General features: G+C 45.3%; 24 protein-coding genes and 1 other annotated feature. Of the genes, 2 read left to right on the forward strand and 22 right to left on the reverse strand.

Going from position 1 to position 22,494, the window contains the following annotated elements; all coding sequences use genetic code 11:
- Positions 1-96: 96 nt before the first annotated feature.
- The 14 genes from HFD99_RS00785 to HFD99_RS00850 all read right to left on the reverse strand — a co-directional run bounded on the left by HFD99_RS00785 (position 97) and on the right by HFD99_RS00850 (position 12,098).
- On the reverse strand, positions 97-447 hold the full coding sequence (locus tag HFD99_RS00785) for a 2Fe-2S iron-sulfur cluster-binding protein (protein ID WP_102999116.1): 351 nt from the start codon (positions 445-447) through the stop codon (positions 97-99).
- A 42-nt stretch (positions 448-489) separates the two neighbouring features.
- Positions 490-1,140, reverse strand: coding sequence for a hypothetical protein (locus HFD99_RS00790; protein WP_123797339.1), 651 nt, complete (start codon positions 1,138-1,140; stop codon positions 490-492).
- Positions 1,141-1,318: 178 nt separating this feature from the next.
- Positions 1,319-1,594 (reverse strand): stage VI sporulation protein F, encoded by a 276-nt coding sequence (locus HFD99_RS00795; protein ID WP_016822222.1) that lies wholly within the window; start codon positions 1,592-1,594, stop codon positions 1,319-1,321.
- A gap of 166 nt (positions 1,595-1,760) precedes the next feature.
- Positions 1,761-2,801 carry an NAD(P)H-dependent glycerol-3-phosphate dehydrogenase gene (locus HFD99_RS00800; RefSeq protein ID WP_013371696.1) on the reverse strand — a complete coding sequence of 347 codons (1,041 nt, stop codon included), beginning with the start codon at positions 2,799-2,801 and terminating at the stop codon, positions 1,761-1,763.
- Entirely contained in the window at positions 2,794-3,402 is a 609-nt protein-coding gene (plsY, locus tag HFD99_RS00805; protein ID WP_016822223.1) for a glycerol-3-phosphate 1-O-acyltransferase PlsY, read from the reverse strand. The genes HFD99_RS00800 and plsY overlap by 8 nt, the downstream gene beginning before the upstream one ends.
- A gap of 11 nt (positions 3,403-3,413) precedes the next feature.
- On the reverse strand, positions 3,414-4,736 hold the full coding sequence (gene der, locus HFD99_RS00810) for a ribosome biogenesis GTPase Der (protein ID WP_013371698.1): 1,323 nt from the start codon (positions 4,734-4,736) through the stop codon (positions 3,414-3,416).
- Positions 4,737-4,883: 147 nt separating this feature from the next.
- Positions 4,884-6,110 carry a 30S ribosomal protein S1 gene (gene rpsA / locus HFD99_RS00815; protein WP_013371699.1) on the reverse strand — a complete coding sequence of 409 codons (1,227 nt, stop codon included), beginning with the start codon at positions 6,108-6,110 and terminating at the stop codon, positions 4,884-4,886.
- A gap of 118 nt (positions 6,111-6,228) precedes the next feature.
- Entirely contained in the window at positions 6,229-6,822 is a 594-nt protein-coding gene (locus HFD99_RS00820) for a lysophospholipid acyltransferase family protein (protein ID WP_025365137.1), read from the reverse strand.
- On the reverse strand, positions 6,819-7,526 hold the full coding sequence (cmk, locus tag HFD99_RS00825) for a (d)CMP kinase (protein WP_017427536.1): 708 nt from the start codon (positions 7,524-7,526) through the stop codon (positions 6,819-6,821). Before cmk ends, HFD99_RS00820 begins: the two co-directional genes overlap by 4 nt.
- 129 nt (positions 7,527-7,655) lie before the next feature.
- The gene (locus tag HFD99_RS00830; protein WP_123797340.1) at positions 7,656-8,315 is read right to left on the reverse strand and encodes a flagellar brake protein; all 660 of its coding nucleotides are present in this window, start codon (positions 8,313-8,315) and stop codon (positions 7,656-7,658) included.
- A 165-nt stretch (positions 8,316-8,480) separates the two neighbouring features.
- Positions 8,481-9,866, reverse strand: a complete 1,386-nt coding sequence (ypeB, locus tag HFD99_RS00835) for a germination protein YpeB (protein WP_123797341.1) — start codon at positions 9,864-9,866, stop codon at positions 8,481-8,483.
- A gap of 263 nt (positions 9,867-10,129) precedes the next feature.
- Positions 10,130-10,825 carry a glutamic-type intramembrane protease PrsW gene (prsW, locus tag HFD99_RS00840; RefSeq protein ID WP_016822228.1) on the reverse strand — a complete coding sequence of 232 codons (696 nt, stop codon included), beginning with the start codon at positions 10,823-10,825 and terminating at the stop codon, positions 10,130-10,132.
- Between the two features lie 84 nt (positions 10,826-10,909).
- The gene (locus HFD99_RS00845; RefSeq protein WP_016822229.1) at positions 10,910-11,524 is read right to left on the reverse strand and encodes a genetic competence negative regulator; all 615 of its coding nucleotides are present in this window, start codon (positions 11,522-11,524) and stop codon (positions 10,910-10,912) included.
- Positions 11,525-11,720: 196 nt separating this feature from the next.
- Positions 11,721-12,098 carry a hypothetical protein gene (locus HFD99_RS00850; protein ID WP_013371707.1) on the reverse strand — a complete coding sequence of 126 codons (378 nt, stop codon included), beginning with the start codon at positions 12,096-12,098 and terminating at the stop codon, positions 11,721-11,723.
- Between the two features lie 93 nt (positions 12,099-12,191).
- Here HFD99_RS00850 and HFD99_RS00855 point away from each other — a divergent pair, with 93 nt between their 5' ends.
- Positions 12,192-13,118, forward strand: coding sequence for a polysaccharide deacetylase family protein (locus HFD99_RS00855; protein ID WP_123797343.1), 927 nt, complete (start codon positions 12,192-12,194; stop codon positions 13,116-13,118).
- 148 nt (positions 13,119-13,266) lie between these two features.
- Here HFD99_RS00855 and HFD99_RS00860 read toward each other — a convergent pair whose 3' ends face one another.
- Positions 13,267-13,608, reverse strand: coding sequence for a hypothetical protein (locus HFD99_RS00860; RefSeq protein ID WP_013371709.1), 342 nt, complete (start codon positions 13,606-13,608; stop codon positions 13,267-13,269).
- Positions 13,605-14,192: a type II CAAX endopeptidase family protein gene (locus HFD99_RS00865; RefSeq protein WP_017427533.1), complete on the reverse strand. Its 588-nt coding sequence runs from the start codon at positions 14,190-14,192 to the stop codon at positions 13,605-13,607. The genes HFD99_RS00860 and HFD99_RS00865 overlap by 4 nt, the downstream gene beginning before the upstream one ends.
- A 186-nt stretch (positions 14,193-14,378) precedes the next feature.
- Positions 14,379-14,628, forward strand: a binding site (T-box leader).
- 262 nt (positions 14,629-14,890) lie between these two features.
- Between HFD99_RS00865 and serA the strand changes: the two genes are divergently transcribed.
- A complete protein-coding gene (gene serA / locus HFD99_RS00870; RefSeq protein ID WP_017427532.1) occupies positions 14,891-16,483 on the forward strand; it encodes a phosphoglycerate dehydrogenase in 1,593 nt (530 codons plus the stop codon).
- Between the two features lie 204 nt (positions 16,484-16,687).
- Here the strand turns inward: serA and HFD99_RS00875 are convergent, their stop codons facing one another.
- The 6 genes from HFD99_RS00875 to HFD99_RS00900 all read right to left on the reverse strand — a co-directional run bounded on the left by HFD99_RS00875 (position 16,688) and on the right by HFD99_RS00900 (position 22,400).
- Positions 16,688-18,142, reverse strand: coding sequence for an ATP-binding protein (locus HFD99_RS00875; RefSeq protein ID WP_016822235.1), 1,455 nt, complete (start codon positions 18,140-18,142; stop codon positions 16,688-16,690).
- A gap of 1 nt (position 18,143) precedes the next feature.
- Positions 18,144-18,860, reverse strand: a complete 717-nt coding sequence (locus HFD99_RS00880) for a response regulator transcription factor (RefSeq protein ID WP_013371713.1) — start codon at positions 18,858-18,860, stop codon at positions 18,144-18,146.
- A gap of 109 nt (positions 18,861-18,969) precedes the next feature.
- On the reverse strand, positions 18,970-19,728 hold the full coding sequence (locus tag HFD99_RS00885) for a pseudouridine synthase (protein ID WP_013371714.1): 759 nt from the start codon (positions 19,726-19,728) through the stop codon (positions 18,970-18,972).
- A gap of 78 nt (positions 19,729-19,806) precedes the next feature.
- Positions 19,807-20,337, reverse strand: coding sequence for a spore maturation protein (locus HFD99_RS00890; protein ID WP_014599983.1), 531 nt, complete (start codon positions 20,335-20,337; stop codon positions 19,807-19,809).
- A gap of 7 nt (positions 20,338-20,344) precedes the next feature.
- Positions 20,345-21,088, reverse strand: a complete 744-nt coding sequence (locus HFD99_RS00895; RefSeq protein ID WP_044785216.1) for a nucleoside recognition domain-containing protein — start codon at positions 21,086-21,088, stop codon at positions 20,345-20,347.
- A 64-nt stretch (positions 21,089-21,152) separates the two neighbouring features.
- Entirely contained in the window at positions 21,153-22,400 is a 1,248-nt protein-coding gene (locus HFD99_RS00900) for a D-alanyl-D-alanine carboxypeptidase family protein (RefSeq protein WP_123797344.1), read from the reverse strand.
- Positions 22,401-22,494 lie beyond the last annotated feature (94 nt).

Below are 22,494 nucleotides of genomic sequence, written 5' to 3' on the forward strand. Positions count from 1 at the left end.
CTTTGTTGCTAGACCTAAATAAAAAAAGGATATTTCTCTGACCGGTTCTAGCCGTTGAGAAATATCCTTTTCTTGTTCTAATTATTAAAATCGATATTACCACAGCTCGTCATCCAGTGCCTGACGCTCCAGTTGACGTCTAATAGCTGCTTTGAGTCTATCCTCCGGTATGGTTACCTCCATATCACCTTGAACACGTGTCTGGCAGGATAACCGTATTCCTTCATTCAGTAAGGGTCCCAGCTTACGCCGCTCTGCATCGTTAGGACGACCTGCGAGCTCAGCCCGTTCCGGTGCTATCTCTACCTTACACATCAGACAGGCTGCTTTTCCATCACAACGTGTGGGAATGTATACACCTGCTTTACGGGCAGCCTGGAGCAATGACGTGCCCTGACCGACTTGTACGCGCTTGCCTGACGGCTTGAACGTAATCTGCACATTCATGAACGGTCCTCCATTCACCTTTTCTCTTAATACGCACGCAACCTATATTTCATTACTCATCCCGATTAAGGAGTGAAGTTCTGGCCAAGGGAGAAGCTCTATAAGCTTGCCCAACTGCTCCTTATTCCAAATGTTACGGACCAATAGCTGTGTTAGTATCCCTATGTGTTGTTGTGGGTCTCGCTTCATGACATCTGCAATCGCTTGATAGCGGTCAGGACGATTTCGCAACAGATTGAATAGCAACTCGTGACTGAGAGGCATCAAACGCAATGAGGTATTTTCCAGATCAAGCTGAATCCCAGCCGACCAGAGTAGCCGCTCGACCTCTAAGCGATATAAAGCTCCATCACATAAAACCTCAAACCCTCCCACCAATTCGACTGGAAATCCCTCCAGCTCATAGTGGCTTAGCAAAGAAACGTAAGATCCGCTACGGTCAACCTGCTGTGAGTCTATACTTACACCCGGCGAGCGCGCGTGTAACAGCTTTGCTGCATGAATATCCGCATAAATATCAATGTCCCGAGGCAGACGACCTAGTTCAACTTCTTGCACAAGTAGTGCACAGCTCCCCCCCAGCATCCACGGAACCGACACCGCTGACCAGCTCTCAGTCAAGCTACCCAGCGCAACTGCCAGATCGTGAGGAAGCCTGTCCACTAACACTGATGATATTGCCTCCTTCAACATCGTTTCCTCCTTTGCTGTCTTTCCACCCGTTTCCTGATGGGCATCATTATAACATGTTCGACATGGCAGTTCGACATTTTGTGTACTGAAAAAGCACTTTACTGCCTCAAAATATAAAAAAAACCGCGAACCTTCCCGGTTCACGGTGAATAAAACGAACCATCATACGGCCAGTGTTTTATTTTTTCATCATCATTTTCATTAACGCTTCCATATTGGAAGGATTCATTCCACTCTTTTTGACGGCTCCGACAATATCCCTGACTGTATCTTCCGATACCGGAATGTTAGCCATCGCAGACACCTGTTTTATAAGCTGACGCAACTGCGCTTCACTTTGAAGCGTGTCCGGCTTTACCGTGCCTGCCAGCTTTTTCACTGCATTTTCGGATATGTTTTTGCCGCCTTTTTTGTTAATGGCCTTCAATGCATCTTTCGGAAAGTTTTTACTCACAATCTCCCCTCCTCCGCCATTGCTCAACTCAGTCTATGAGTGACGGAGACAAAAGGTGATTAAGCATACAAAAGACATGCCAAACGCCTAACTAAAAAAGGCTATCTCATCGTAGAAAGATCTACTCATGAGACAACCTTTATACTTTAGAAGCTCCTCTGTACTCTTATGAATGCCATTGCTCCCAAGTTTGAAGCGGCATGACTTCCATCTCGGTTTTCGGATCGCGACCCATTAATGCCTCAACGGCTTTGCGGACGTCACGTCCTTCAAACAGCACTCCATACAACACCTCTGTAATAGGCATTTGCACACCCAATTTTTGTGAGATAGCGTATGCTGCTTTTGTCGTACGAATCCCCTCTACGACCATTCCCATAGATTCCAATACGGCATCAAGCTGTTGGCCCTGTCCCAATAATGAACCTGCACGCCAGTTGCGGCTGTGACGACTCGTTGCAGTCACAACTAAATCGCCTATACCAGCGAGTCCGGCAAAGGTTAATGGATTAGCCCCCATCTCAACTCCGGCACGGGTAATCTCAGCCAATCCACGGGTCAACAAAGCCGCTTTGGCATTATCACCGAAGCCAAGTCCATCCGACATTCCCGCGCCCAGTGCAATAATATTTTTTAAAGCACCGGACAGTTCTACACCGAGTAAATCACGGTTTGTATAGACGCGGAAATAGGAGTTCATGAACAGCCCCTGGGCAGCCTGAGCAGCCTTCTCATTGGAAGAAGCTACAACAACCGTTGTAGGACATTTCTTCACTACTTCCTCCGCATGACTCGGGCCTGACAGCACGGCAATATCATCCTCCGCGATTTCCAGCTCTTCCGAGATCACCGTGGACATACGCTTGAGTGTCTCTGTTTCAAAACCCTTAATGGCATGTACTACCAGCATATCCTTGGTGAAATGAGCCTTCAGACTACGTGCAACCTGCCGAGCGGCAGACGAAGGAGATACGATGATCACCGCTTTAGCTCCAGATACCGCAGTCTGCATATCCGTTGTAGCTGAAATGCGATCAGACAAAATAGAGCCTGGTAAATAATGCTCATTCGTATGCTTCTCATTGATCTCAGCAGCTTGTTGTTCGCTTCTCGTCCAGACAGAGACATCGTTGTTATTGGTCGCAAGTACGGAAGCTAAGGCTGTTCCCCAACTCCCTGCCACCAGCACAGCTATTTTCTCAGACAAGACGATCTCCTCCTTTGGAGCCAAGCTTATTCTCATTTCCCCGTGCCAACTTGACTATGTTAGTACGGTGTCTCCACACAGCGAACAGGCAAATGATTAGAGCCGTCCAAAATAACGGCCAAGCAAAACCAAGTACGAGTAATATCCAAGGGGTCAAAATGACAAAAATTAGTGATCCCAGGGATACATAACGCGTTATTACGATGGCAAGTATCGCAATGATTCCGGCATATAATGCCGGCAGCAAGGCAAGAGATGCCAATACACCAATGGCAGTCGCAATCCCTTTGCCTCCGCGAAAGTGAAAATATACCGGCCAGTTATGGCCCGCAATCGCCGCAATGCCACACAAACCCGGTAACCAGGATGATTCTCCACCCAACCAGTGCCCTATCAGCACCGCAATAACCCCTTTAAGTACGTCCAGCAGCAGTACCAGAATAGCTGGGCCTTTTCCAAGCACGCGCAGCGTATTGGTCGCACCGGCATTGCCGCTTCCATGCTGGCGAATGTCGATTCCTTTTAATTTTCCATACAGCAAACTAAAGCTGACAGAGCCAAGCAAGTAACTGAGTACGATGGCAACGATCTGTAAAATCAACCTATTCGCTCCTAACTTTCGTCAGACTTGCGCCGTGTAAATATTCGAATTGGAGTTCCTTCAAAATTAAAGGCGGCGCGAATTTTGTTCTCCAGATAACGCTCATAAGAGAAGTGCATTATCTCTGGATCATTTACGAATACAACCATCGTAGGCGGTTTAACAGCAACCTGAGTCACATAGTTAATACGCAGACGACGGCCCTTGTCTGTTGGCGGTGGATTGATGGCAACCGCATCGGAAATGACATCGTTCAGCAGATGTGTCTGAATACGCATGACATGCTGCTGTGCCACATGCTGTACAACTGGAAGCAACTTTTGCAGACGTTGCTTTGTCTTTGCAGACAAGAACACAATCGGAGCATAGGTCATGAACAGAAAGTGATCACGGATTTTAGTCTCAAACTGATGCATCGTTTTATCGTCTTTATCTACGACATCCCATTTATTAACGACAAACAACGAGGCTTTACCCGCTTCATAAGCATAGCCAGCAATGTGTTTATCCTGCTCAATGATGCCTTCCTCGCCGTTAATAACGACCAGTACAACATCTGCACGCTCAATCGCACGCATCGCACGCATTACACTATATTTTTCTGTCGTTTCGTATACTTTACCACGTTTACGCATACCTGCCGTATCAATCAGTACATACTTTTGACCGTCTTTTTCAAAAGGCGTGTCAATTGCATCACGCGTTGTACCTGCAATGTCACTAACGATAACCCGTTCTTCTCCTAGAATGGCATTAACGAGTGAAGATTTACCTACATTCGGACGTCCGATCAAAGCGACACGTATAACGTCTTCATCATAATGATCTTCTTCTAGTTCAGGTAAATTGGACGTAATTGCATCCAACAGATCACCGATCCCTGTACCATGACTACCAGAAACAGCAATTGGATCACCAAATCCATAAGAATAAAACTCATAGATCAGATCAGCGCGACTGAGGTTGTCCACCTTGTTTACCGCTACGATGATCGGTTTACCCGAACGATACAGCATTTGAGCTACCTCTTCATCCGCTTGCGTTATTCCTGCTTTTGCATCGCTCATGAATACAATAACATCTGCTTCTTCTATTGCAAGTTCGGCCTGCATACGGATGGACTTCAAAATAACATCCTCACCATCAATCTCAATGCCGCCGGTGTCAATAATACTGAAGGACTTACCATTCCACTCTGATATACCGTAAATACGGTCACGAGTGATTCCCGGTTTATCTTCCACGATGGACAGACGATCCCCGATAATCCGATTAAAAATCGTGGACTTACCCACATTCGGACGACCAACGATAGCCACAACGGGTCTTGCCATAAATTCACTCCTCCTGTCAATTCTTCCGCTATCATCATAGCAAAAAACATACCTATTGGCGATATAGTGACGTAACAACAATCGGCGAACCCTCTGGGTCCGCCGATGGTGTACGTTATGCTTATTATAAAATGTATTGATTTAAACTCATTTAAATTTGTTCAGCTTATCGCCAAAACGCTCGCCAAGCGTAATGCTCAGTCCGGAGTTGTTGAGGGAAACGTTAGGATTATTCAGTTCCTCACGAGGTGCGCGAGATGCACGTGGTGCTCTTTCTGCTTTTGGAGCAGCTTCAGGAGCTTCCTCAGTTTCTTTAATGCTCAGGCTAACACGTTTTTCGGAAGGATTCATTTCAAGAATTTTAACTTTAACTTCTTGTCCTTCTTCCAGAACTTCTTGTGGAGTTCCAATGTGTTTGTGGGAAATTTGAGAAATATGAACCAAACCTTCCACACCAGGAGCGATTTCAACGAATGCACCGAAGTTAACCAGACGTTTAACAACACCAGTTACGATGTCATTGTTATTGAATTGTCCAGCAGCCGATTCCCAAGGACCAGGCTGTGCAGCTTTCATGCTCAGGCTGATTTTTCCTTTTTCAGGGTCTACTTTCAAGACTTTCACTTTCACTTGATCTCCTTCGGAAACAGCATCAGAAGGCTTATCAACATGAGTCCAAGCAATTTCAGATACGTGAACCAGACCATCTACTCCGCCAACATCTACGAAAGCACCAAACTGAGTAAGACGTTGAACCGTACCAACGATTTCTTGTCCTTCTTTCAGCTCAGCCATTACTTTAAGCTTGTTAGCTTCAAATTCTGCTTCCAGAACGTCTTTTTGGGAAAGGATCACTTTGTTGTTTTCACGATCCAGTTCTTTTACAACAACACGCAATGTGCGGCCTTTGTAATCACTGAAATCTTCAACAAAATGGCGTTCTACCATAGATGCAGGGATGAATCCTCGCAGACCCACGTCTACTACGATGCCGCCTTTAACAACATCATTCACAACAACTTCAAATACTTCTTTGCTTTCGAACAGTTGCTCCAACTTTTCCCAAGCATTTTCACTGTCGATTGCACGTTTGGACAGAACAAGTTTTTCCTTGCCGTCGTCGATGCTGATAATTCTAGCTTCAACTTCTTGGCCTACTTGTACTGCTTCTTCTGCATTGTCCAGACCAGAAGACAATTCGCGAATTGGAATAACTCCATCGTATTTATATCCAATGCTTACTACCGCTTGGTTATCTTCCAATTTCACAATTGTACCCTTAACGGTGTCACCTTTTTTCAGGGAAACGATTTGATCGAGCTCGTCTTGATTTGCCGCTTCAGCAGCTTCTTGATTTTTAATTTCTTCCGACATGTCAATACCCTCCTCAATTCAAAAAAACCATTTATTTAAACCTGCGCATAGCAGAGTTCAAAACAAAATACATTTTTGTTCTAGTTTTCCAAGCTTAGACACAATTCATGCAAGCCGTTCAATCATTCGTAGGCTTACCCGTTTCCTTCATTGTGCGAATACGTGACATAATTGCTTCTGTTGCCAGTTCAAGAGGATCTCCTTCGACATCGGCACCCTTTTGGTAAGCGTCCAAATTAACAGGTTTACCGTATATCACTTTCGTTTTACGGAAAAGCTTGTAATCACCAATAATGGCGACCGGAACGGCAGCCGCTCCACTACGCAGTGCAAAACTGGCAGCACCCTTTTTACCAATTCCCCCAGCTCCTCTGGAGCCTTCGGGAAAAATCCCCATAACCTTACCTTCACGCAAAATGTTCAATGCCAGCTTAATAGATTCCTTACTCACACCACCACGTTTGACAGGAAAAGCTCCCAGTTTGTCGATCAGTGGTCCCAGTACAGGAACATTAAACAGCTCTGCTTTGGCCATAAAGTGAACCTTTCGCTTCAGCAAAATGCCAACTGTAGGAGGGTCAAGATTACTAATATGATTAGAACACAACAGCACTCCACCCTCAGCAGGTACATTTTCCCTGCCTACCGCCTCAAGCCTAAACAGAACGCGGTAAATGAGACGCAAAATACTGGCGCATACAGTATATATCATTGGCTGATCTCTCCATCCTTCTCCGTTAAGCAATAAGATACGATCGTATCTACGACATCCTGAATGCCCATATGGGTCGTATCAAGCACGATGGCGTCCTCACTGCAACGAAGCGGGGATACCTCCCTCTCCTCATCAAACTTATCACGTGCCGCAATGTCACGTTCAAGCTGTTCCAGAGTGATATCATCAGTTTCGCTCAGTTCTTTAAAACGACGTGAGGCACGTTCCTGAACACTTGCGGTCATGAACACTTTGACTTCCGCATCGGGAAGCACAGTTGTTCCAATATCGCGTCCGTCCATGACGACACCTTTACGCGCAGCCATTTCACGCTGGTATTCGGTCAAGCGTGTACGTAAACCAGCAATACTCGAATACTGTGACACATTGCTAGTCACTTCCATCGAACGAATCACAGTGGTTACATCTTCCCCGTTACAATAAACCTTTTGGCCTGTGGGGTCCGGTACTAATTCAATCACCAGCTCAGGTACATGCTGAAGCACTTTTTGTACATTTTCTGCAGGAATTTCTTTGCACATCATGTACCATGTTGCTGCTCGATACATGGCTCCGGTATCTACATATACATAGGAAAGTGCTTTCGCCACCAAGCGGGCCACTGTACTTTTCCCTGCGCCAGCAGGTCCATCAATGGCTACATTTATTTTGTTAATTGAAGATGCATGTTGCCTTGCCAACAGGGAATTCCTCCTAACCTAACCTCAAGAAAAAAGCAGGCATTGCCTGCGACGTGAAAATTATACCACACATTTATAGGCGATGCAAAATAAGCGACAGGTTTACTAAAAAAGAAAAGCTTCGGATGATTACGATTTCCCCCGAAATTCCAACTGTCTTTCAAAACAATATTTAATCAGTTTTTGGCGCTCCTGGTCAGCGATTTTCTCATATTTCAGCATAATGAGTTTGCGGCCATTTTCCATCTGCTGAATGCGTACAATTTCGGATTGGAACGGAACATGTTCTTGAGTGCCGTTTTTATATGGAACCAAAATCCAGCAAGACAATGATTCTCCTTCTTCAAGATGATGTGAACCCTGAGTCTGAAAAGATACGCCTCCACCTCCTACATCATGCGTCTCTGCTACAAATCTAGATTCGTTTGCACCATGTTTAACCGCAATTTCCAAGTTGGCCTTTACCCTGAGAAAGTTTCGACGCTGAATTTTGCTGATGCTGTCGGGAGCAGGCTTGTGAATGCGAACCATCCGGAGGACGTCTTCATTAAAGCCTGTAACGTGGGTATTAAAATAGTTTTTAATCCCACCCTCGCTCATAAAAAATATAGACAGTTCTTCCCCAAGAAACAGCTTTTTCAAATGCCCGCTTGTTTGTGACATGGGAATTTCGATTAGAAAGTTCTGTGGGTCCTCTTCCGCAATACGTGACTTATATTCAAAAAATTCCTCCTTCTGATCGGTACCGGCAACTTGTATGTATAACACATCGTTAATTTTCGGAAACAAACGATTCACCATCCTTGTCCATTCAAAACTATAATTAAGGTATATAATACCACGACTTTGTGCCTATATTAAGCATTATATTTGCTAGAACCATGACTAAAGCACAAAAAACCTCCTTAATAAAGGAGGTTTAGAGTGACTATAGATTCATTTTAGTGTAATCAACTAGGCATTACTTGCCGTAACTTGTGGTTCATCTGAATCTTTTACCTGTTCAATCGTTTCTTCCATTCCCGTGTTCGCGTTAATGTAAATTCGATAAATGGAACCGTTGATTTTACCGCCAAATTCATAGCACAGAACTTCATTTGACAGTTCATTTTCAATTAGTGCTTTGCGGTGGTAAGTTTCGCGAAACTCAGGATTCAACTTCGCTCGTGCTTCAATCAAATTCAGTTTTGCCTGAGGAATGCGACGGAGGTGACTGTGCTCATAGACATAATCGCTGCATTGGAAACCAATCACTTGTCCGTTATCCAAGCCTGATCTGACTGTGATTTTTTCTGGATAGATAATCACATCCCCTTGTTGGCTTGCAAATGTAATGTTGGCTAAATTCCCGCTTTCATCATATGCTACGGGCTTCATTCCTTTGTATCCCTTTTGTTCAAGATACTCACTTGCATAGCGAACCGCTTCATTACGAGTTGCTTTTTTAGGACCTACTGTTCTCATGTCATGATAAGAAATGAGCTTGCCGCCCTTTTTCGTAAAATCCATCGTGGCTACAGGCTGTTGCTTATTTAACAGCGTAGCCGTATAAGACGCCCATTCTGTTCCTTTGCCATTTTCGTTCACACGAATCTGACTTTCTGGTTTTCCTGTAAATTCAGCGGCATTACGCTTAATTTGTCCAGCATCCACCGCCGGGAGACTCAACTTTTTCACTGAGCGCTTATCATAAATGCTCGCAACAGACGGTCCCCAATCCAGTTCTTTGTAGTTCTCTACTTTTTTGTCCACGGTTTTGAAGCCATCAATAATGGTGTTGTCCTTCGGTCCAGTTTGAGAACCTGCCGCCATATCAACATCCATCCAGCGCAAGTTTTTGCTAATGACCTTTTGCTGCACCTCATGCATGTTTTTCGAAATTTCCTTGGAATTGTTATATAACGTTTTTAGATTCGAAATTTCTTTCTCGTTTAAAGGCTCGTGATCCAGATCACGAACAGCGGTCTGATACGAGAATGCAGATAGATGTGACAGCAAATCTTTAGCATGATTAAAAGGCATTACATTGAGAGGCAACTGATTAACCTCGTTTTGGGCTTCACTTGCAATCCTCCACACGTTCATCAAGCATTTGCGGTGCATCGCGTGTGAAGTAGTATGGACAGCAACCGCGTTACCGAGTTGGGAATGCAGCTGATCCATATGAAACGACAAATCATGAAATGCACGCTGGTATTGGTTTTCCGCTTTAATCGACATGCTATTTGCCTGAGAAGACACCTCTTTTCTCATCTGGTTTTGCTGATAACCCCACACAAATGCTCCTATCATAATCAGGGTAACCACCGGGAACAATACGGCACTAAGTCGTTTATACATATTGGGAGTCTCCTTTCTTCAAATACACTACCGATAGTGTGACAAGAAGAAAGCTCTCTTATGCATGGTTTTCCATGACTTCAACAATAAACTCACAGTTATCGCAAATACAGCGTTTAAAGCCGGTCTGAATCTGTCCTTGCTCCATTCGCCCTCTCAGTACAAAACGTTCTCCGCATCTTTTACAATGAATTCTTACTTTTATACGCAAAAAAGACACCTCTTTCTCTAACAGGTTTGTCAGATCAGTGTGTCCCATTTCGTTACATATTAACCTTTTCTTCCCGTTTTAACATTCGAAAAGGAGAACGGTTATTCGCTCGACTGATTTTTGCCATCCCTCCATACCATAGAAATGCCATCAGCGGAATGATAAACCAGATCCAGTCGTGTGAAAATTTCGTCAAAATTAAATCATACACTCCATGCCAAAACCATGGAAGCACTAATGACAGAAGCAGCATATATTTACTCTTCAGGTCTTTCGAAAACTTGGCTTTCCCCATATAGTAGCCCATCATAACGCCAAACATCGCATGACCGGATACCGGTAGCAACGATCTCATTAACATCATGCTGATCGAAGCATGCCCCGCCCAGGCATATAACAGATTTTCAACTGTGGCAAACCCGAGTGAGACTGCGGCCGCATACAATATACCATCATAAGGCTCGTCGAACTCCGTATGGTTATAGATGATGTGATACAGCAGGAACCATTTAAAAAACTCTTCCACTCCAGCGGAAATACCGAACACCTGAATTAAAGTGTCATCTCCTAGCCAAAGCAGCAACCCACGTTGAAAAATCATGACCGGAAGCACCACCAAAAAACCGAGCAAAAATACTTTAATAACCATGTGCAGAGGCTCCGAATCATATCGATCCTTTAAGTAAAAATACATCAATAAGGCGAGACCCGGCGCTGTAGCTGCCGCTAAAACAGAAAACAGAAGCACCGATCATCCCTCCATAAAAATGAGTCGGCTCTGCTTTCAGCGCAGAGCCGACAAATTAACTTCATTATCACTTTCTAAACCAAATCAAGAACGGCTGTCAAAATGGGTGCAGATGACAGCAACTGCCTGTTCAGGAATGATCAGCTTTCCATACTCTTCCAGCATAGCTGGTGTTACGGATGAACCTTCTCCAAATTCAGCCAGAATCGCGATTAAGGCCGCAAGCTTGGACTCTTCTACTTCTTCTGGCTCCAAATGCAAAATCCATTTTCCTCTATAATGATACAGCTTACCTGCTTCCGTAGTGTTGCTGCGGAGCATATGAGCCGCTTCTATGAGTACTTCGAAATCGCTAAACGCGTAAACGATGGAATCACTGTGCTCCATTGTGACTTCCATTTCGTAGACTTCCTCTGGAAGCTCCTCATCGGGACCCGAACCGTACTGCTGGTGATCGTATTTTCCCCGAGTGACGATAACAACCATTCCCTGAGCAGGAAGCGCAAAGACTTCTACAGCTAACGGTCCCGTGGCGTCGAAGCCCAGTTCGCTGTATGCCTGATCCATCATTTCAGTAAACAGCTCATGAACTCTTGGAATTTCTTGCCACATATCATCTTTTTGGATACCCCGTTCGCTCAAATCGTCAAAGGTAAGGAAAATCCGTATCTTGTCCTGACTTAATCTTTCTATTTTCATACTGGACCCTCCTCCTGGCAGCCGAGTGTTATTAGCAGATTATGATTCAAATATGATGCCTGTGATGAAAATGGTTCTATGTAATCATGTTATCATTTTATAATCGTAAATGCACGAATAAAAATGATAAAAAAAAGAATCATTTGAACGGCTTTAACAAAAAAGCCGCAAAATGATTCGGAATAGAGGTTTCGGGTTACAATCCCGGTACGGCTGTATGAGTTTCTTTCAGTATTTGCTCGACCTCACGTTTAACATCGGGACTTGTGCTAATAAACTCTTTAATCAACTTCATATTCTCTTCTTTGCTCTTGGCAGTTTGGGCGTTATGAACGGTTTTATCTGCTTGTGAACGATGATCATGATCCTTGTGGGTGTCTTGTGTATTCAGCGCAATATCACCCATGCCTGGAAATGCGGCGTCCATCATTTTTGTACGAGCTTTCTGTACCAAATTTCCGCCTTTTTTTCCGCCCATGTCCATGGATAAGCCCAACGCATTGCGGTTACGAGAGATCAGAGAGCTTGCGACAGCCCCCAAGACGATTCCCAGGAAAAATGAAGATGTTTTCACAATTAGAACCTCCCTTTGTGGTAGAATCAAGCATAGTGTTCGTCAGCAGAGACAAACTCATACGGTATAAATACAGGAAGGTGAGATGAATTAATGGGTACAAAAACAGCAGCCATTTTGCTAACAGCATGTCTGCTGCTTAGTGCTTGCACTGCGACGAAGCCGGAATCTGCGGATTCCAGTAACCATCAGGATTCAGTAACTTCTGATTTAAGTAACAGTGCCAAAGATCAGAGCAGTAAATCTTCCCCCAAAGGAAGCAGCAAACAAGCAGACAATGATGAGCAAAAATCAGTGAGTACAACAAATACACAAAATGACAAAACCGTCGTTAAGAGCAACGAGACTACAGTTCCAACAACTGCGGTTACCACTAACAAGATGTATCACTTGGACAAAGCTTACAATGTTATTCCTAATCAACAAGGTGTCGAAAAAAAAGTGGTATTGCTGACCTTTGATGATGGCCCGAAGGAAGCGGTCATGATTAACAAAATCATAGATATATTGGATAAGCACAAGGCAAAAGCGATTTTCTTCGTAAACGGTTATCGTGTAAAAGAACATCCTGAATTGCTCAAGCTTATCCATGACCGTGGACAACCCATTGGCAACCATAGCTGGGACCACATCGTTCTCAAGAACAAGTCTGAGGCTGAGGTCAAAAAACAGATTGAAACAGTACAAAAAATCGTTAAAGACACTACAGGCCAAGCCCCCGTATTCTTCCGTCCGCCTCATGGTGCTGGTGGAGACGTAGGTCGCAAGGTTGCTAAGGAAAATGGGCTCTTGTATATGACATGGTCCGTAGGCTCTCTGGACTGGACCATGAAAAAAAACCAACCTCATAAAACGGAAACTCTTCTCAAAAATGTAACAGAACAACTTCATCCAGGCAGCAATATTTTGATGCATGAACTGCCATGGACAGCGGAGGCACTGGACAGTCTATTGACGCGCCTTGAGCAGAAGGGCTATCAATTTGTCGATCCACAAAGCATTGAGATTCCTACCAGTTAATTATCACTTGCTCATAGGTCAAATGTAGATGATGTAAAATTAAATGATGTAAAAAGCCCCCTCTCCGCATATTTTGTGGGAGTTGGAGGCTTTTTTAGCATAATATTGCACGCACGTACTAGACGCAAGCTATCACAATGCCTTTATATCACCAAAGCATTTCACTAATGGGTGGTGCACCCTTAATTCCCCACCATAATAGTGCTGCTGTAATGAGCACAAAAAGAGTGCTTAAAAAATTCAAAAACCACTTACTCACCCGAATACGGCGGGACGGAAACATCTCTGTCCGTGTTCGGTACTCACTGGCAGGAGTGTCCTCCTCCATTGTCACAGCAACTTCTGGTGCAGCGGCAACATCTACCAACTCTGGCATGGGCCGTGAAGCACGGGAGCGAACCGGTTTTGGCTTTGGCCTGTCCTCCTCCTTGCCTTTGCGGCCATTTCGGCGGCTACCATAGGTCTGCACTCTGCTAAGTTCCTGATTCATTCTTCATACCTCCGAAAACGTAACGCTAAGCCAGATATAAGGTCAATTACAAAATGACAAATGATCGGTGCCCACAGGCTGCCTGTCTGCACGTATATATATCCCAATCCATAACTGCTAAGGAAAACCCAACCCGTGGGAATCCAGTGCCGTAAATATCGGATATGAATAACCGCAAACAAAATGCTTGTCCAATAAGGACCAAAGCTGTACTGAATCGCACCTCTAAACAAAAGTTCCTCACAGATGGAAACGATAGCAGCTATACAAATAATATGCCAAACCGGTCGATTTTGAAACAGCATTTGGTTAATACCACCGTCATCCATGGCATCCTCAGGCATGATCCGAGACAGCAGCAAATCTACTAATAGCATAGCGGCTGCCAAACCCAATCCCCACCATAAGACATGTAGCGTGTTGGGCAATGCAAACAGTTCAAACACATTTCTTTTCTGAAATATAATCCAGATTACGCCAATCAGCAGGGTCAGCCCCTGAGTTAGATACAAATTGTAAAGCAGCAAGCGGTCATTCAATTGATGAATTTGCGCTCTTTTCCATTTCACTTTAAGCTTTTTCATAGTTAGTTAGTCCTCTGCTTAGTCTTCTTTAGCATCATAGCCAAAAAGTCGGGCGGATTCAAGAAGACTTAAATCTTAATTTTTCCGCATTCTGTAGCTATGTTTCTAGTCGTCTATCCACACATGCCGCATGTCCTATTGACATGCCCATGTAAGCCATGATACATTATGAAAAAATTATTAGCGACAACAACAATGATGGAGAAAAGGTATTGATTTCGTCCTCAGAGAACCGGTGTTTGGGTGGAAGCCGGTGGCGAAGTAACTACTTTCAGCGCTCCTGAGTTATTGCATCGAGGTCTGGGAATCATTTTCCGACATTAGATGCAATCGGCAGAAAACCGTTATCCTTTCGGTCATTATATGACCGCTGAAGGCAGTCCATTGCGAAATGGCTGCGAATTAGGGTGGTACCACGATAACTCTCGTCCCTTACTATGGAGATAGTATGTGATTCGGGAGTTTTTTTGATGCCCGAAAACCGTAAAGCAACTCCACATAAGGCCTTTGGTTATCAGTTTGGTGCAAAATACTATTTTATTCCTTTTCTGCGTCAATGCGTTATCACACTAGTATTTAGACCGCTCTCCTGTACTTTTTAGAAGCATTTCAAGTTTTTTTCATGTTCTTTATGGAATGTATTTCAGTTCGAAGTACATCCTGTCCATAAAAGAAGTTAACTTTGAGGAGGAAACCAAATGTTTAAAGTGTTAGTATCCGATCCAATCAGTGACCTGGGCATTCAGCAGCTGATGGATGCAGACGATGTCACGGTGGACAAGAACACAGGTCTCAGTGAGGATGAATTGGTTCAAATTATTGGTGACTATGACGCATTACTCGTCCGAAGCCAAACCCGGGTAACCGAACGCATCATGGCGGCAGGTAAAAACCTCAAGGTTGTCGGACGTGCCGGGGTCGGCGTGGACAACATCGACCTTGAAGCAGCAACACAACGCGGGATTATCGTTATTAATGCTCCTGACGGCAATACAATTACGACATGTGAACACACTTTTGCCATGATGATGGCACTGGCTCGCCATATTCCACAGGCTTACGCTAAAACCATCGGTGGTACATGGGATCGTAAAACATTCCTCGGTGTCGAACTACGTAACAAAACACTTGGAGTTCTCGGCATGGGACGTATCGGCAGTGAGGTGGCTAAACGCGCCAAAGCATTTGGCATGAGCATCCTTGGTTATGATCCGTTTCTGACTGAAGAACGTGCTGAGAAGCTGGGCATCAAGCTGGCCAGCGTGGACGAAATTATCCGCAACGCAGATTTCATGACCGTACACACGCCATTAACACCAGAAACCAAGCATATGATTGCTCGTCCGCAGTTTGAAGTGATGAAAAAAGGAATGCGCATCATCAACTGTGCCCGAGGCGGAGTTATCGATGAAATGGCTCTTGTTGAAGCCATTGATGAAGGTATCGTTGCCGGTGCAGCCTTTGACGTATTCGAGTCGGAACCACCAGCACCGGATCATCCGTTCCTGAGCCATCCAAAAATTATCGTTACACCACATCTGGGTGCATCGACCGTCGAAGCTCAGGAGAACGTGGCGATCGACGTATCTGAGCAGGTGCTGCATATTTTACGTGATGAGCCGTTTAAAAATGCGGTCAACATGCCTCCAGTACCATCCAATGTCATGACGCAATTGCAGCCATATTTCTCGCTTGGAGAGAAGCTGGGCAGCTTTGCCGCTCAGATCACCAATCAGGCTGTACGTGAAATTCAGGTAGATTATGCTGGCGATTTGTCTTCTGTGGATACACAGCCGCTCACACGTTATATTTTGAAAGGTGTACTTAGCCGTCATCTGGGCAGCGATGTGAACATCGTGAACTCTGTGCATCTTGCCAAAACACGTGACGTCCATCTCATCGTCTCTCAGGCGCCTGCCACCAAGGGCTTCACCAACCTGATTACCGTTACGCTCAAAACACAAAGCGGCGAAGAACAACGTGTTTCCGGCACCCTGCTAGCAGGCTATGGTGAACGTATTGTTCGATTGAACCAGTTCCCGGTAGATGTGGCACCGGAGGCTCATTTCCTGCTTATCTCACACAATGATAAACCCGGCATTATCGGCCGTGTCGGCACCTTGCTTGGGGAGAACAGCGTCAACATTGCTTCTATGCAAGTAGGTCGTAAAATTGTTGGCGGTGAAGCCATCATGATCCTGACCGTTGACAAAGCTGTGCCTAAAGACGTGCTGATTCAACTCGTAGGCTTACCAGAACTGAATACTGCCCAAGAAGTAGTACTGGATTAGTTCCAGTCAGTGTTGAAAAATTCCTTGGTTTTATTTATAAAGAGAGGCGCCGGCTACCGAGGCGCCTTTTCTTATACCCTTATCTAACATAGAAGCATCCATCTTGAAACAGAATGTTCCACGTTGAACAAGATAAATGTTGATTTTTCAACAAAAAGCACCCTCTTCCGAGGATGCCTGCAAACTGGGATATATGAGCCGTCGTTATAAGCTTGTTACAGAGCCCAGCCTTGTTTTATTGGAGATCGGCAACAAAATAGTAAATTCCGTCCCTTCTCCCAGTACGCTAGAAGCTGAGACAGAGCCTCCGTGAGCCTCTACGATGTTTCTAACAATAGCAAGCCCCAGCCCAGTCCCTTTGTCTTCACCACGTACTCTGGCTTTGTCTGCCTTGTAGAAGCGGTCAAAAATATAAGGTAGATCCTCACTGGCAATGCCCACACCTTCATCCTTAATCCGAATGCGGATTAACTCATTCCGTTCTCCCAGAATTTGATCCGCCGCAATGGTAACTTTTTTCCCAGAGGGCGTATGTCTGAACGCATTATCCAGTAGATTGGTCAACACCTGCTCCAGTCTGTCTTCATCTGCCTCAGGCAACACTAAGCGTTGACCTGGCTCATAATAATCGAGTGTCAGTCCTCGTTCCTTGGAACGAACCGTAAATTTCCGGTGAACACGCTCGATCAGTTCATTCACATCCACTTCCTGACGGTACATATCTGTATGACCTGCCTCCATTCGGGCCAAGTCGAGCAGATCCTTGACTAACCTTCCCATACGTAATGATTCATCATGGATGACCTGTACTAGCTCCTCGGACTCTTCCGGTGAACCTGCCATGCCGTCCAGCAAAGCCTCACTGTATCCCTGCATCATAGATAAGGGTGTACGGATTTCATGGGATACGTTGGCTACAAAATCACTGCGCATCTTCTCAAGTTTTACTTCTTCCGTAATATCTCTAAGTACAGCTACTGCACCACGAATAGCGTTATCTGTATACAGCGGCGCCATTTGCACTGACCACGAGCCTTTCTTGACATGGATGTAGTCTCCGACATCCTCGCCTCTGTCCATAACCGTATGGAACAAAGGCAGCAAAGGCTCAGGAACAGAAGCTCCGAATTCCTCCAGATCACGTTCCTGCCACTCCAGCTTTTTCCAAATATCCAGCAAACTTTGTGCAGGCGGATTCGTCAAGATGATTTGTCCACTTCTGTCGAAGGTAATTACGGCATCAGACATACTTCGCAGTACACTGGATAAATGGTTTTTCTCCTCATTCAGACTGCGGATCGTCGCTTCCAGTTCCGTAGACATATGGTTAAAAGTTTTCGCCAGCTCTCCAATCTCATCGCTGGTCACCAGCGAAAGCCGAGTATCATACCTTCCCTCACGGATGGCATTCGCCGCCTGAATCAACAGCTGCATAGGCTGTGTGATTTTAGTAAAAAGAAATAGAGCAAAAAAGGTCGTCAATAAAAATCCGACGATACATGTATAGGTGAATAAATGCTTGATTTCCGTCGATTCATGCGCCGCAAAATTTCTATTGATATATGGCAATAAAAAAAGCCCCAGAAAAATAAGCACAGAACCTACAAGACAAATGATGGTGATCCACAGCTTGCCTACCAGCGATCTCCAGAAGTTCACGTTATTTTGGAACCTCCAGCTTATAACCTACGCCCCATACGGTCGTAATCATAGCCGCTGCCTCTGGTGATACCTTATTCAGCTTTTCACGAAGCCGTTTCACATGCGTATCCACAGTGCGGAGATCACCAAAGAATTCGTAATTCCAAACATCTTTCAGCAGTTCTTCGCGTGAGAAGACTTTATCTGGCGACACCGCCAAATAATGCAATAGCTCGTACTCTTTAGGCGTTAGACTGATTTCAATTCCGCCTGCAGTTACCCGGTGGGCATCATGCTCAATAATAAGATTTGGAAAAACAATACTATTGCTTGGCACAGCCTCTTTCGTTAAAAAAGCCGTCTCCGACGATCGTCTTAAAATTGCCTTTACCCGGTAAATGACCTCTCGCGGGCTGAAGGGCTTGACCACATAATCATCAGCTCCAACTTCGAAGCCTTGCACGCGGTTCACTTCCTCACCTTTGGCTGTCAGCATAATCACAGGCGTAGATTTGGTTTGACGTAGACGTGTACACACTTCAATCCCGTCCATACCCGGAAGCATCACATCGAGCAAAATAATACTGTAATCGCTTGCAGTCGCTTTTTGGAGAGCAATCTCACCATCCTCAGCTTCTTCAATTTCGTATCCTTCTTTTTCCAAATACATCCGCAGAAGGCGGCGAATGCGTTCTTCATCATCTACAATTAATATGCGGTTGCTTTGTTCTGACATATTCCCAGCCCCTTCGCTAAAAAAAGCATTCTCTCTATTTTACTATTTTCCCGTGCTTGGTCAAACTTTACTCTCATCCAACAGCCTCTTTACACCAAAAAGGCCGGGGTTATGACCCCCGTCCTGTCCGTTTCTTTTTCGTGTTGTCTGATTTGGCAAGTTGAATGAGACGGTTGATTTCGTCCTTGGTTAGGGGTCTGGTGAGACCGCGCTTCAAGTTTTGCAGCAATAGATCCCCAAAGGCAATCCGCTTGAGTCTGATGACTGGGTGCGAAATGGCCTCAAACATCCGTCTTACCTGACGATTTCTGCCTTCATAAATGGTAATCTGGATCACAGATTCCTTACCGTCCGGATCTACATCCTTATATTCTACCTCGGCCGGTGCAGTAATGCCATCCTCCAGCACGATTCCTTTTTTCAGCTTGTCCAGCTCAGTACCGTGCGGAACGCCTTTGACTGTAGCCACATACGTCTTCGGCACATGATGCTTGGGATGGGTGAGCAGATTGGCGAACTCTCCGTCATTGGTAAGCAACAGCAACCCTTCAGTGTCGTAATCGAGACGTCCGACCGGATATACGCGTTCCTTGACGCCTTTCAGATAGTCAGACACAATTTTGCGACCTTCCGGATCGGAAGCGCTTGTAATGACCCCTTTGGGTTTGTTCATCATCAAATAGATTTTTTTCTCAGTTTTGATCGGGCGTCCCTTTACTGTAATCATATCTTGATCAGGGTCTGCTTTCGTTCCCAGCTCAGTTACGGTAACCCCGTTAACTTCCACACTGCCCGCCTGAATAAGCTCCTCACATTTACGTCTGGAAGCTACACCGGCTTGGGCCAATATTTTCTGCAATCTTTCCATGTTCGCTAATTCACCTCAAGCTAATGATACCCATCCATGAGCAAAATCACAACCCCCGTTCAAAAAACGATGCAAAATTCAAAATACAAGCAAACAAATGGCAATAGCCGCCACAAAACCAACCACATCTGAAAATAGTCCCACTTTCAAGGCATATCGTCCATTGCGGATACCTACCGCACCAAAGTATACAGTTAATACATACAGCGTCGTATCTGTGCTGCCCTGAATCGTTGAAGCAATCCGACCGATCATGGAATCAGGACCATAAGTACGAATTAAATCCGTCGTGAACGCAAGTGAACCCGTGCCCGTCAATGGACGGAGCAAACCTAAAGGCAGCACCTCGCCAGGTACGCCCCAGTTTTTAATCCACGGGGTTACCCAGGATATTACATAGTCCAAAGCGCCGGATGCTCGAAAAATGCTAATCGCCACCATCATGCCTACAAGATGAGGAATAATGCTGATGGCGGTAGAAAAGCCGTCTTTGGCTCCATCTACAAAAGAATCGTAGACAGGGACCTTTTTGGCATATGCATATAAAGGAATAAAAGCGAGAATAACCGGGATGGCCCAAGTCGATACGAGGTTAATAAAATTCAGCATGCCTCCCTCATCCTTTCCAAGTGGTGTCCCTGCCCTTGGTAGCTGTGATTCCCGTTCGCGGTACGGCAGGTGAAGATACGGGCGGTACATGTGAAGAAACCACAGATGTTGGTGCAGGCGAGGTACGTGGCGCCAAGGAAGTCTGGGACGGCGGATTCGCTGGAGGACGGCGACGCAATTCTCGACTACGATACCAACGATCCGCCGCAATGGCGGCAAAGGTAGCTATTGCAGTCGCCACCAGTGTCGTTCCGACGATTTCAGCCGGGTGTGCGGAGTGAAAATTTAGCCGAATGGCGATCAACGTTGTAGGAATAAGCGTAATGCTGGCTGTATTCAGCGCGAGCAGCGTACACATGGCGGGTGTAGCGGTTTGCTTATCAGGATTGAGTGTTTGTAACTCTTGCATCGCCTTGATCCCCATTGGTGTTGCTGCATTCCCCAGTCCGAGTAGATTGGCGCTCATATTGGACAAAATGTAGCCCATAGCGGGATGATTACGAGGAACATCAGGAAAGAGAAAGGCGACCAAAGGAGAAAGCAGCTTAGATATTTTCTGTAAGAGCCCACCGTCTTCAGCCAGCCGCATCATACCCATCCAGAATACCAGCACACTTATCAGTCCAAAGCATACTGTAACACCCGTAGTTGCCCCGTCAAAAGCTGCCTTCGTCACCACCTCTATATTCCCCTGTGCGGCTGCAAATACAAATCCTATACAAATCAAAGCCACCCATATGAGATGAATCATGACTGATTCCCCCCTTTTCCCAATGATGTGACACCGCAGCTTTATAGCATCAAACCTACTTGCCTTATGCTCCAAACAGATTTTCAAGAATTTCATTCCATTTGCTCGTCCAACCTCGTTGCTGAGTATGGTTTGCAGGAGCTTGTGCAGTCGGAGCCTCCTGCTGTGGCTGCACAGTAGTTTGAGCAGGCAGCTTACTACCTTTTTCATATACAGGAACGGAACCGATCAATTTACCTTCCAGTAAAAATTCGACCCGTCCTCGCAAACCAAAAGACACGTCAGCTCTACCTGCCGAAGCGGAATTTTTAAACAATACCAGTCTTTTGTGCAATTGAGTCTTCTCACCCTCATGTAAAGGATAAGAAAAACTCGCACCTGTCAAGAGGGGGTAACCCTCAATAGACTGCTGCTTGTCCGTAATCGGAATGAGGGGATAATAGCGGAAGCCGTAATCAAGCATACGGGCATGATCATTCCAATCGTCCCCGTCATTCAAGGTAACAGCAGCCAGCTGACGCCCCTCACGTGTGGCCGAGCTGACTAGACAGCGAAACGCTTTTTTAGTATAGCCTGTTTTTACACCGTCAGCTCCCTCATACAGCCGCAGCATTTTGTTTTTATTATGCCATGAGTAGTCCCAGGAATCGTTGGGGTTCGGTGCTTTTTTCAGTTCTGTTTTTACGATACGGGCAAAAGTTGGATTATGCAGCGCATAAGCGGTGAGCCGGGCCATATCGTTGGCTGAGGAATAATGTCCGTCGGCATCCAGCCCATGAGGATTAGCAAAATGTGTATGGTTTAGCCCAAGCTGAACCGCCTTGTCATTCATTAAATGGACAAATCCCTCTTCTGTTCCACCCACATGCTCGGCAATGGCAGAAGCTGCATCATTACCAGAACGGAGCATTAAGCCATACAGCATATTTTCCAGCGTCATTTGTTCACCCATCTGCAGAAAAAGCGAAGATCCTTCTTTGGCATACGCCGTTGAACTCACCTTTACTCGGTCCTGCAAGCGTCCATGTTCAATGGCTACGATCGCGGTCATAATTTTGGTTAGGCTAGCTATACGGAGCTCCCGGTCACCTTCGGCTGAATATATGATCCGTCCTGAAGTGACATCAATTAAAGAAGCAGCCTGGGCATGAGTTCCTAACGTGGGCGGTGTTGCTTCTGTTCTCATTGCTCCCAGAACAGGCTGTGGACTCAGCAATGTAAGCGGCAATGACAAAATAAGCATAAGCGCTAGCGGCAAAACAAATGCGCGTGCCTTATTCTTATAATGGATATGTTGTTTTTTTTTAAACATTTGGATTCCTCCGGTTTTGAGCAAGTCTTGTACCATTCTATGTCCAAGCTGTTCAAAGTATGTCCACCTTTATAACAGAAAATTCCTTATACAG

Source organism: Paenibacillus sp. EKM301P, assembly GCF_011800295.1.
In the GTDB taxonomy this organism is placed as follows: Bacteria; Bacillota; Bacilli; order Paenibacillales; family Paenibacillaceae; genus Paenibacillus; species Paenibacillus polymyxa.